This is a genomic window from Spirilliplanes yamanashiensis (genome assembly GCF_016863475.1).
GTDB classification, from domain to species: domain Bacteria; phylum Actinomycetota; class Actinomycetes; order Mycobacteriales; family Micromonosporaceae; genus Spirilliplanes; species Spirilliplanes yamanashiensis.
In genome coordinates this window covers 82,060-92,986 of record NZ_BOOY01000032.1, presented here as the reverse complement: position 1 = coordinate 92,986, position 10,927 = coordinate 82,060, and the positions used below count along the sequence as shown (strand labels likewise).

At 73.5% G+C, this 10,927-nt stretch carries 12 protein-coding genes; 9 read left to right on the top strand and 3 right to left on the bottom strand.

Annotated features, from left to right (window positions below; translation table 11 throughout):
* Positions 1-9: 9 nt before the first annotated feature.
* Entirely contained in the window at positions 10-966 is a 957-nt protein-coding gene (locus tag Sya03_RS22985) for a TIGR03885 family FMN-dependent LLM class oxidoreductase (RefSeq protein ID WP_203940449.1), read from the top strand.
* Between the two features lie 7 nt (positions 967-973).
* Here the strand turns inward: Sya03_RS22985 and Sya03_RS22980 are convergent, their stop codons facing one another.
* The gene (locus Sya03_RS22980; RefSeq protein ID WP_203940448.1) at positions 974-1,423 is read right to left on the bottom strand and encodes a DUF3307 domain-containing protein; all 450 of its coding nucleotides are present in this window, start codon (positions 1,421-1,423) and stop codon (positions 974-976) included.
* A gap of 73 nt (positions 1,424-1,496) precedes the next feature.
* Positions 1,497-2,138, bottom strand: coding sequence for a class I SAM-dependent methyltransferase (locus Sya03_RS22975; protein WP_203940447.1), 642 nt, complete (start codon positions 2,136-2,138; stop codon positions 1,497-1,499).
* An 88-nt stretch (positions 2,139-2,226) separates the two neighbouring features.
* Here Sya03_RS22975 and yidD point away from each other — a divergent pair, with 88 nt between their 5' ends.
* The 6 genes from yidD (at position 2,227) to Sya03_RS22945 (ending at position 8,343) form a co-directional block, all read left to right on the top strand.
* Positions 2,227-2,592, top strand: coding sequence for a membrane protein insertion efficiency factor YidD (gene yidD / locus Sya03_RS22970; RefSeq protein ID WP_203940446.1), 366 nt, complete (start codon positions 2,227-2,229; stop codon positions 2,590-2,592).
* 74 nt (positions 2,593-2,666) lie between these two features.
* Positions 2,667-3,662 (top strand): transporter substrate-binding domain-containing protein, encoded by a 996-nt coding sequence (locus Sya03_RS22965; RefSeq protein WP_203940445.1) that lies wholly within the window; start codon positions 2,667-2,669, stop codon positions 3,660-3,662.
* Positions 3,659-4,648, top strand: a complete 990-nt coding sequence (locus Sya03_RS22960; RefSeq protein WP_239107782.1) for a hypothetical protein — start codon at positions 3,659-3,661, stop codon at positions 4,646-4,648. Before Sya03_RS22965 ends, Sya03_RS22960 begins: the two co-directional genes overlap by 4 nt.
* Before the next feature lie 115 nt (positions 4,649-4,763).
* Positions 4,764-5,483: a PP2C family protein-serine/threonine phosphatase gene (locus tag Sya03_RS22955; protein WP_203940443.1), complete on the top strand. Its 720-nt coding sequence runs from the start codon at positions 4,764-4,766 to the stop codon at positions 5,481-5,483.
* Between the two features lie 124 nt (positions 5,484-5,607).
* Complete coding sequence (locus tag Sya03_RS22950) at positions 5,608-7,827, top strand: putative bifunctional diguanylate cyclase/phosphodiesterase (protein ID WP_203940442.1); 2,220 nt, start codon at positions 5,608-5,610, stop codon at positions 7,825-7,827.
* 117 nt (positions 7,828-7,944) lie between these two features.
* The gene (locus Sya03_RS22945) at positions 7,945-8,343 is read left to right on the top strand and encodes an MmcQ/YjbR family DNA-binding protein (RefSeq protein ID WP_203940441.1); all 399 of its coding nucleotides are present in this window, start codon (positions 7,945-7,947) and stop codon (positions 8,341-8,343) included.
* A gap of 28 nt (positions 8,344-8,371) precedes the next feature.
* Here the strand turns inward: Sya03_RS22945 and Sya03_RS22940 are convergent, their stop codons facing one another.
* Positions 8,372-9,133 (bottom strand): DinB family protein, encoded by a 762-nt coding sequence (locus tag Sya03_RS22940; RefSeq protein WP_203940440.1) that lies wholly within the window; start codon positions 9,131-9,133, stop codon positions 8,372-8,374.
* Positions 9,134-9,549: 416 nt separating this feature from the next.
* On the opposite strand from Sya03_RS22940, the gene Sya03_RS22935 reads away from it, so the two are divergent.
* Together Sya03_RS22935 and Sya03_RS22930 are read left to right on the top strand one after the other, a co-directional pair.
* On the top strand, positions 9,550-9,921 hold the full coding sequence (locus Sya03_RS22935; RefSeq protein WP_203940439.1) for an iron chaperone: 372 nt from the start codon (positions 9,550-9,552) through the stop codon (positions 9,919-9,921).
* 186 nt (positions 9,922-10,107) lie between these two features.
* The gene (locus Sya03_RS22930; protein WP_203940570.1) at positions 10,108-10,773 is read left to right on the top strand and encodes a Type 1 glutamine amidotransferase-like domain-containing protein; all 666 of its coding nucleotides are present in this window, start codon (positions 10,108-10,110) and stop codon (positions 10,771-10,773) included.
* Positions 10,774-10,927 lie beyond the last annotated feature (154 nt).

The window sequence follows — 10,927 nt, the reverse complement described above, 5'->3', positions numbered from 1 at the left end:
GGGACCCCCATGACGGAGTACGGCATCCACGCCTCCCACGAGCAGATCCACCCCTCCGCCCTCCTCGAGGCGGTCACGGCCGCCGAGCGGGCCGGCTTCACCCGGGCCATGTGCTCCGACCACTTCTCGCCGTGGAGCGCCCGGCAGGGGCAGTCCGCGTTCGCCTGGTCGTGGCTCGGCGCCGCGCTGCAGGCCACGAACCTGCCCTTCGGGGTCGTGAACGCGCCCGGCCAGCGCTACCACCCGGCGATCATCGCCCAGGCCATCAGCACGCTGGGCGCCATGTACGAGGGCCGCTTCTGGGTCGCCCTGGGCACCGGGGAGTTCAGCAACGAGCACATCACCGGCGAGCGCTGGCCCCGCAAGGAGGTCCGCAACGCCCGCCTGCTGGAGTGCGTCCAGATCATCCGGGCGCTGCTCGCCGGCGAGGAGGTCAGCCACGACGGCCTGGTCACCGTCGACCGCGCCAAGCTGTGGACCCGCCCGCAGACCACGCCCGCCCTCATCGGCGCCGCCGTCAGCGTGGAGACCGCCCGCTGGTGCGCCTCCTGGGCCGACGGCCTGGCCACCGTGAACGCCCCCGTCGATCACCTCAAGGCGATGATCGGCGCCTACCGGGACGCCGGCGGCGCCGGGCCGCTCGCCCTGCAGGTGCACCTCAGCTGGGCCCCCGACGCCGAGGACGCCGAGCGGATCGCCCTCGAGCAGTGGCGCAGCAACGTCTTCCCGCCGCCGGTCTGCTGGGACCTCGACACCGCCGAGGCGTTCGACGTGATCAGCGAGAACGTGACGATCGACCAGGTCCGCTCGTCGGTCAACGTGTCGTCCGACCTGGGCCGGCACACCGCGCTGCTGCGCGAGTACGCCGACCTCGGCTTCGACCACATCTACCTGCACCACGTCGGGCAGGACCTGACCCCGTTCATCGAGACGTTCGCCGCGGAGGTGCTGCCGCAGCTGCGCTGAGCGGGCCCTACAGGGTGGCGATGAGCAGGGCGGAGATCAGCAGGCACAGCCAGTGCAGGGCCTGGTCGGCCACGTACATGCCGCACACCGGCGTGGTCTGCTCGGCGAACCGCGGCGACCCGGTGCGCTGCAGCACCACGCGCACCAGGTGCCGCCGGTCGAGCAGGCCGTGCGTCACCGCGGAGAAGGCCAGGCCCGCTACCACCCCCGGCACGCTCAGCGGCAGGTGCAGCACGAACGCCACCACGGCCAGCACCGCGCCGACCGCCAGGTGGTAGGCGAGCAGGTGCCCGGCCATGGCGCGCAGGGCGGCCCGGCCCGGGCCGCACTTCTCGGCGGCCTGCCGGTCGCTCTGCAGGACGTGGTCGCCGACCTGGTGGCCGACGAGCAGCGCCAGCAGCGTCACCACGAAGGTGACCTGGCGGGCCAGGTCGGCGGCGTCGAGCGACTCGGTCATCCTGCGATGGTGCGCGTCCGGCGGCCGCGCCGCCACGGATTGTGACGCGCGCCAACCCTGCGTGTGATGGAGGTCAAACGCGCCTGGCCAGCACGAACAGCTGAACCTCCGGCGGGGCGGCGGGGTGCGCGGGCGCGTACGAGCGGACGTCCTCGGCGAGCACGGCGAAGCCGGCGCCCGTCACGACCCGGCGCAGCTCGTCGCGCGGGAAGCCGCTGACCCGCACCGGCCGGCCAAGGAACGGCACCTCCACGTCGTCCATGTCCGCCTCCACCATGCCGAGCGCCAGCAGCCCGTCCGGGTGCAGGGCGGCCCGCAGCTCCGCCAGCGTCCCGGCGATCTCGGCGCGCGGCAGCATCAGCAGCGAGAAGTACGCCACGATCGCGTCGAACACGCCCAGCGCGGACACGTCGACGGCGTCGTGGACCACGACGGTGGCCTCCGGGACGTTCGCGCGGGCCAGGTCGACCATCACCGGCGAGATGTCCGCGGCGGTGACGGCGCACCCGGCGTCGGCGAGCCGGCGGGCCGTGGGCAGCCCCGTGCCGCAGCCGAGGTCGAGCACCGCGGCGCCCGGCTTCAGCTCCGCCAGGAGCCGGTCGGTGAGGTCCCGCTGGCCGTCCTTGTGCGGGAACACGTCGTCGTAGCGGGCGCCGATCGCGTCGAACGCGGCCGCCTGCGCGGCCTGACGGGCCGCGAAACCATCCGTGGTCATGGCGACCATCGTGCCATCACCCCCGGCGCGCCGCGCCGGACGTTCCGATCTGGACGGTGGGCTGTTCGGCCGGTGGCACAATCCCGGCATGCACGTGCGCAAACACAAGAACAAGAAGAAGAAGAAGGACCACTGGTACGACGGCTGCGACTGCGACGGCTGCGACGGCTGCGACCTGCCCTGCTGCGACCTCGGCCTGCTGTCGACGGCGCTCACGGCGGTGGCGGTGCTCGCGCCGCGGGCCGACCGGTTCGGTGCGGGGGCGATCCGGTTCTACCGCCGGCGGGTGTCGCACCGGCTGCCCGTGTCCTGCCCGTACACCCCGTCGTGCAGCGCGTACGGCCTCGAGGCGGTGCAGCGCCACGGCATGGGCGCCGGCGGCCGGCTCGCGGCGGCGCGGCTGCGCCGGTGCCGCCACGGCGTCCCCCGGGGGACGGCCGACCCGGTGCCCTAGGCCGGGCCGGAGTCCATGGTGCACGATGGGGCGCGCCGGGGCACGGGCCCCGGCGCGCGGGGGAGGGGCGGCACATGGTCGAGCGGGCAACGGGCACCGACGAGCCCGGCACCGGCCCCGGCCCGCTCGGCTCCGGCCGGGCCATGGCGGTCCGGCTGGTCGCCGTCGCGGTCACGCTGCTGCTGGCCCTCGTCGTCGCGTACGTCGTGGTGATCCTGTCCGGCCCGCCCACCGTTGACGACCTACGCGACCGGGCCGGCCTGGACGGCAAGCGCGAACTGCTGGTCGGCGTCAAGGACGACCAGCCCGGCGTCGCCGAGTACCGGCCCGACGGCACGTGGGCCGGTTTCGACATCGACATCGCCCACCTCATCGCCGAGGAGCTGGACTTCCGGCGCAGCGAGGTCCGGTTCCTGGCGATCGAGAGCGAGGACCGCGCCCGCATGCAGGCCGTCGGCACCGACCGGCGCCGCATCGGCGTCGACCTGGTGATCGCCAGCTACAGCATCACCCCCGAGCGGGAGGCCACCGCGGGCGTGACCTTCTCTGCGCCGTACCTCTACACCGAGCAGTCGGTGGTGACGCTGAAGGCGCACGCCCCGGTCGCCACCCTGGAGGACCTGCGCGGGCGCAAGGTGTGCAGCCTGGCCACGGCCACCAGCGAGGGGCCGGCGCAGCGGGCGGGCGCGCAGGTGATCAGCCGCAAGCGGATCAGCGAGTGCTTCCGGGCGCTCGACGCGGGCGACGTGGAGGCGGTCAGCACCGACGCGGCGATCCTGGCCGGCTTCGTGCACCGCGACCCCGGCAAGTACACCCACCATGACATCGGGCTCGACGCGATCGAGGCGTGGGGGGTCAACGTGGGCGAGAACGAGGCCCTGCGTGACCTGGTGGACCTGGCGCTGTACCGCAGCCGCAACGACGCCGGCGACGCCCGCTGGGAAGAGGCCTACGACCGGCACCTGCGGCGTGAGCAGACCGCCGACGACACCGCCTCGATCGCGGTGGACCAGCAGCCCACCGTCGGCGAGGTCGCGGTGCGGCAGTGGCCGTGGGAGCGGGTCGGGTGAGGCGGAGCCGGGCGCAGCAGAACTGGCTGCTCTCCGTCCTGCCGGCGTTCCCGCTGATCCTGCTGGCGCTGCGGCTGTGGTACCTGAGCCGGCAGGACCTGCCGACGATGCTGCTGCTGGTGCAGTACGTGAGCCCGTTCGGGCTGATCAGCGCGCTGGTCATCACGCTCATCTGGACGGTGCCCGCGGTGGTGCTGCCGCTGCGCGCGCTCGGCGGGCTGCTGCTGGTCAGCGCCCGCGACCCGCTGGACGCCGGGCGCAGCCTGCTGGCGGTGACGGCGTTGCGGATGCCGGACTGGGTGGTGGTGCTCGCGGCGCTGCTGGCGGCGCTGACGTGGCAGCTGCGGTTCCTGCCGGCGCTGGTCATGCTGCTGGTGGCGATCATCGGGCTGACGGCGTGGCAGCGGCACCGCGACGAGCGGCTGGTGCTGGTCGTGCTGACGGTGGCGGTGCCGGCCGCGGCGGCGCTGCTCGTCTACGCCTGGGTGGGGCCGGGCGTCGTCGCGGCCCTGCGGGAGCGGGAGTGGAGCACCGCGGTGCTGCTGGCCGTGCCGCCCGCGCTGGCGCTGCTGCTGACCGGGCCGGTGCCGGCGCGGTCGGCGCGGCTGGCCACGCACTGGCCGGCGGTGGGGGCGGCGCTGCTGGCGCCGTTCGCGATCGGGGCGGTGTTCCTGCGCGCGCCGATCCTGCCCAGCGCCGCCGTCGAGCTGGACCGGCCCGGCGGCCCGCCGGCTGTCCTGAACGGCCACATCGTCACCGTGGACGACACCACCACGACGCTGCTGGACCGGGCCGGGCGGGTGCGGTTCCTGCCGAACGGCGAGGTGCGCTCCAAGACGCTGTGCCCGGAACGCGCGCAGGCGCCCGCCGCGGCGGTGCGGGTGCGCGGCTGGCACGTCGAGCAGTCGGCGCTGGAGTGGATCGCCCCGGCGCGGCGCCCCGAACCGGCCGATCCCCGCTGCCTCGGCCGCCCGCTGACCCCGTGACACCGCCCGTGACACCGCCCGTGACCTGCGCCGGGAGTGCCGAGTTGAGCACGGCGACCCGTCGATGTCCGACCGCGTGCAGACACCGTGCGCGGAACCTGGAAAGCTGCACGCCATGACCTTGCACCTTCGCTGGGCCGCCCGCACCGACCGTGGTCTGGTCCGCAGCGGAAACCAGGACTGCCTGTACGCCGGGCCGCGCCTGCTGGCGGTGGCGGACGGCATGGGGGGCATGGCCGCGGGCGACGTGGCGAGCCGCATCGTCATCGAGTCGCTGGCGCCGCTCGACGTGCAGGTCGACGACGACCACCAGATGGAGGCGCTGCACAAGGCGCTGGAGACGGCGAACGGCCGGATCGCCGAGCTGGTGGCGGGCGACGCGGCGCTGCAGGGCATGGGCACGACGCTGACGGTGGTGCACTTCAACGGCACGCAGGCCGCGCTGGCGCACGTCGGCGACTCGCGGGCGTACCTGCTGCGCGACGGCACGCTGAACCAGCTGACCAAGGACGACACGTACGTGCAGATGCTCGTCGACCAGGGCGTCATCCAGCCCGAGGAGGCGAACAGCCACCCGCGGCGCGCGGTGGTGACCCAGGCGCTGCAGGGCGAGCCGGTCACCCCGGCCTACCTGGTGGTGCCGCCCCGGCCCGGCGACCGCTGGCTGCTGTGCAGCGACGGCCTCACCACGGTCGTCTCCGCCGACAGCATCGCCGACACGATGCGTGAGCACGCCGACACCGAGGCGTGCGCAGCGCGGCTGCTCGATCTGGCGCTGCGCGGCGGCGGGCCCGACAACATCACGGTCATCCTGGCCGATGTGATCGACGGGTGACGTAACCCGCCAGAACGCCCGCGACCTGCGGATCGACCGAATCCCGATACGCCGGCCGGGCCGGCGCTGCGGTAGGTTACGCACGGCCGCGCGGGTGCGGCCGCCGGCGCACGGTGGGTGGGTGATGACGGTCGTCCTGGACGGTGGCGTGCAGCTCGCCGCAGGGCTCGGCGCCGCCGCGGCCTGCTGGCAGGCCACCCGCTCGCGCCCCGGCCCCGGCGACGTGTGGCGCCGGCTGATCCTGGGGGGACTGGCCGCCTGGTCCGCGGGGCAGGCCGTCGCCCTCGGCTACGACCTGGCCGACCCGGGCGGCGACCACGTCCCGTCCGCCGCCGACGTGGGCCGGCTGGCGCTGCCGGTGTGCGCGCTGCTGGCCCTGCTGGCGATCGTCGGCCGGGCGCACCGCCAGCCGGGCGGCTCGCCGCGGCGCGAGCGGGTCGTGCTGGTGCTGGACACCCTGCTGGTCTCCGGGTCGCTGCTGGCGCTGACGTGGTCGGCGCTGCTCCGCCCGCACCTCGCCGAGGCGGGACCGGCGGTGGCGTACCCGGTGCTCGGGGTCTTCCTCGTGGTCATGGTGCTGCTGCTCCTGCTGACCCGGCCCACCCCGCCGCCGCTGCGGCGCAACCTGGCGCTGCTCGGCGCCGGGTTCCTCGCCCTCGCCGGCGCCGACCTGGTGCGGGTGCGCGAACTGGCCGCGGGCGGCCCCGGCCCGGCCGGCACCGCCCTGGCGGTCGCCGCCGTGGCGCTGCTGGCCGTGGCGGTGCGGCTGCCCGAGGGCGCCGACGGCCCGCCCGCCCGCACCCACGCGGCGGCGCTGCTGCTGCCGTACGTGCCGGTGGCCGCCACGGGCGCGTTCATCGCGGTGCGGGCGTTCGCCGGGCGGCCGCTGACGGCGTTCGAGGCGTACCTGGGATGGTTGGGCCTGGGTCTGGTCGTGGCCCGGCAGTGGCTGACGATCGTGGACCACAGCACGCTGCTCGCCCGGCTGGCCGAGGGCCGGCTGCGCTTCATGCACCAGGCGCACCACGACCCGCTGACCGGGCTGGCGAACCGCACCCTGTTCAAGGACCGGCTGGCCCACGCGGTCGAGCGGCACCGCCGCCAGCGGCTGCCCGTCGCGGTGCTCTTCGTCGACCTGGACGACTTCAAGCAGGTCAACGACCAGCTCGGGCACGCCGCGGGCGACCGGCTGCTGCGCGAGGTCGGCGACCGGCTGCTCGGCTGCGTGCGCCGCGACGACCTGGTGGCCCGGCTCGGCGGCGACGAGTTCGCGATCCTCATCGAGGGCCAGGCCGCCGACGTGGAACCGGTGGGCCAGCGCATCCTGGCGGCGCTGCGCGAACCGTTCGCCATCGAGTCCAGGGTTGTGACGGTCGGCGCCAGCGTCGGCCTGGTCATCCCCGACGACGGCGACGGCGACGGCCTGTCCGCCGACGCGCTGATGCGCCGCGCCGACACCGCCATGTACGCGGGCAAGCGCCGCGGCAAGGGCGCGCTGGTCCGCTACGCCGGCGGCGGCCGCACCGACCTCGACCTGCCGCTGCTGCTCGCCCGCGCCCTCGCCGACACCCCGGCGTCGTCGGGCTTCGAGGTCCACTACCAGCCGGTGGTGCGGCTGACCGACGGCGCGACGGTGGCGGTCGAGGCACTGGCCCGCTGGCGCGACCCGGTGGCCGGCGTCATCGACCCCGACGTCTTCGTGATCGTGGCCGAACGCACCGGCATGGTCGCCGCCATCGACGACTTCGTCCTGGACCGGGCCTGCGCCGACGCGCCCCTGCTGGCCGAACGCCACGGCACCCCGGTCGACCTGCACGTCAACGTGTCCGCGGGCCGCCTCGGCGAACCGGAACTGGAACGCGCCGTCGCGGCCGCCCTGCGCCGGCACGCCCTCGACCCCCACCGGCTCGTCCTGGAGATCACCGAAACCCGCCGCATCCACGACCTGACCGCCGCCGCGGCCGCCGCGACCCGCCTGCGCGCTCTCGGCGTCCGCCTGGCCCTGGACGACTTCGGCAGCGGCTTCAACGCCCTCGCCCAGCTGCACGCCCTCCCGGTCGACATCGTCAAGCTCGACGCCTCGCTGACCGCGGTCGAACGGGAGCCGGACCGGGCGGGCGCCCTGGTCCGCTCCGTCGTCGCGATCTGCGCCGAACTGCGGGTGGCGGTCGTGGCCGAGGGGATCGAGCGGGAGGACCAGGCGGGGGCGCTGGCCCGGCTCGGGCTCGACCTGGGGCAGGGCTACCTGTTCGGGGCGCCTCGGCCGGTGGACCGCGGGCCCGCGCCGATCGCGCCGGTTCCGGCGCCTTCGCCGGCGGCCGCGCCGGCCACCGAGCCCGCCTGAGCCGAGCCCGGGCCCGAGCAGCCCGTGTCGGGTTCAGCCTCGCAACGCTTGAGCCCCAACATTCATCCCCAGCATGCATGTCGTACCCGGCGGGGAGGATGGGCGCGGGAGGTACAGATGAGCGACATCGCGGACGTTCCACCCGCCGTTGTGGGCCGGCTTCGGGTGATCTGCGGGGAACTGCCCGAGGCGTACGAGGAGCCGGCGTGGATCGGCCTGCGGTGGCGGATTCGCCGGCGGACGTTCCTGCACGTCTACACCACCGACGAGAGGCGGTCGGCGTACATCGATCTGGACGATCCGGCCATCCTGATGACCTTCCGGGCGCCGCCCGGAGAGTTGGCCGCGCTGGCGCATGCCGGCCCTCCGTTCTTCCGGGCCGACTGGGGTTTCAATGTCGTGGGAATGGTGCTGGACGACGACACGGACTGGGTCGAGGTTGCCGAGCTGGTGACGGACAGCTATCGCGTACAGGCGCCCCGCCGCCTCGCATTCCGGCTGAAGGCAGGTGAATGAACCGCCGGCTACCTCCCCACGTTTTCGCTCATCCAGGTTCGGCCTCGAGCACGGTGAGGTCGCGCACCGCGTACCGGTGATGCTCGGCCTCTTCCTTGAGCACGACGCTGAGGCAGCGGCGTACGACGTAGTCCTTGTCCGGGTAGTGGTCGGCCGGCTTGCGACCACAGACCCGGTCCAGCTCGGCCTCGGTGAGCTCGTCGACGACCCGGCGCACCGTGGCCATGCGGGCGAGCCGCGGCGCGAGTACCTCGTCGAGCGTCGGGATGGCGTCGAGGGTGAGCCCGAGGAGCTTCGCCGATGCTTCGGCCGGCGTGCCGCCGCCAGGAAGGCCCAACGGGTGGTACGGCGCATCCTCCTCGAGCACGGCGTTGCCGATCCAGGCATCGCCGGCCATCAGCAGATGCCGCTGCGTTTCGACGAACGACCACTCGCCGTCGATTCGCTCCTGCAGCTTCGCCTCCGGTAGGCGCCTGGCACGGTCAAGCGTCTCCCGCCATTGCTTCTCGATGGCATCCCAAGCGGCCCGGTATTCGGCGACGGACGTTGCCTCACGGGCCAGCACCCGGTTGGGATGCAGCCGATCGAGCTCGGCCTCGACGTAGGCGGTCACGTCGACGTCATTGACAACGACACGCTCGAAGCCGCCACCAAGGGAGACGTCACCCCCATAGCAGTCCACAATCTTCAGACCGGTGACGTCGCAATCGCGAATCTCGAGATCAGAGAGGTCGCACAGATGGATGCGGGCACCACGGAACTGGTCACCTTGGGTGTACTCAGCTGGCATCGGGACAGCTTTCCGTAGCCGTCCCGCCCCCGCAAGTGAATGGCACAACGTGAGGGTTGCGTATTCGTCCGGGTGGGAGAGTGCGGGATCGAGCATCGGTGTCCTCGCGCAACAGTGCCGCCGCGTCGACCACGCCTCGGCATGCGCGCGGGTTGTGCTCCACCTCGCCGATCTCGACCCGGCTGAAGCCGAACGTGCGGCCGGGATGGCCGAGACAGCCTCTGGCAAGACCGGCGCCGGCCAGGTACATCTGGCCGCCGCGACGCGCGCGTTCGGCCAGGCTCCCAGACGTCCGACTCTGCCGAGATCCGGATGTCCGTCGAGACCGTCGACCGGTGAGCTGAAACAGCAGGTGAACCCGGCACGCCTCGCTCACTGCGGGCGCTGAGCCGGGCAGAGCGTGCCACACTGGCGCCATGGCCAGGCCTCAGACGGTCGACGAGTACATCGACGGCTTCACCGGACCGGGCCGCGAGCTGCTCGAGCAGCTGCGGGCACTGGCCCACGAGGCGGTTCCGGAGGCGAGCGAGGCGATCAAGTGGGGTTATCCGGCGTGGGTGCACCCCTCCGGAACGATCCTCTTCATGGTCAGTGGTCACGCTGGACACGCCGGCGTCGCGTTCACGCCCAGCACTCGCGAGGCGTTCGATGCCGAGCTCGCCGGCTTCGCCACCGGTAAGGGCACGGTCAAACTGCCCTACGGCCAACCTGTGCCGGGCGATGTGTTGCGCCGGATGATCGCGTTTCGCGTCCGCGAGCACGAGGACGATGGCGTGCTGTGGATGTGAAGGTCAGGGAGGCGCAGCCGTCGGTGTCGATGTCACCGCCGCCACGGTTTGCGCTGTCGAGTCCTACAGCCCGCCGCACCTCACGACCAGCGCCGGTCCCGCGCGCCGTGGCCGCGTACCCGTGTGGACGAAGCAGGATTGGTGCCGGCGCGGCCCTTGGTCGCCGGTGACGATTGCGGAGGCATCGTGAAGCTGTTGCTCACGTCCGGTGGTGTCACGAATCCGAGCATCCGTGCGGCGCTCGTGCGGCTGCTCGGCAAGCCGATCGAGGAGTGCCGCGCCCTCTGTGTGCCGACCGCCCAGTGGGGTCATCCGATGTGCGGTCCGGCGTCGGTGCGGGGCTTCGTCGCCGCCGAGCCCGAGGACAACTGGCGGTACCTGTCCGGGCTGGGCTGGGCGTCGCTCGGTGTCCTGGAGCTGACGGCGCTGCCCACCATCGGTGCGCAGCGGTGGGTGCCCTGGGTGCGGGAGGCCGACGTGCTGCTGGTCGACGGTGGTGACGCGACGTACCTGTGTCATTGGATGCGGGAGTCGGGGCTGGCCGAGCTGCTGCCGTCGCTGCCCGACACGGTGTGGGTGGGGGTGAGCGCCGGGAGCATGGTGATGGCGCCGCGGATCGGGGACTACTTCGTCGAGTGGCCGTCGGCGCCGGACGATCGCACGCTGGGCGTCGTCGACTTCGCGATCTTCCCGCACCTGAACCTGTTCCCGACGAACACGATGGCGGATGCGCAGCGGTGGGCTGCCGATGTCGGTGTGCCGGCGTACGCGATCGACGAGCAGACGGCCATCGCGGTCGTTGGCGGCTCGGTCGAGGTGGTGTCCGAGGGGGAGTGGACGAAACTCGCGTGATCGGCCGTCGTCAGGCGTGGGCGGGGCAGCGGCCGCCGCCGGTGGCGACGCCGCACCGGGTGCCGCGCCGGGTCGGGGCGCCGCAGAGGACGGCGGGGTCGTGGACGTGGCAGAAGCCGGACGGCCGGGCGGTGATCGGGCACGGCTTCCCGAG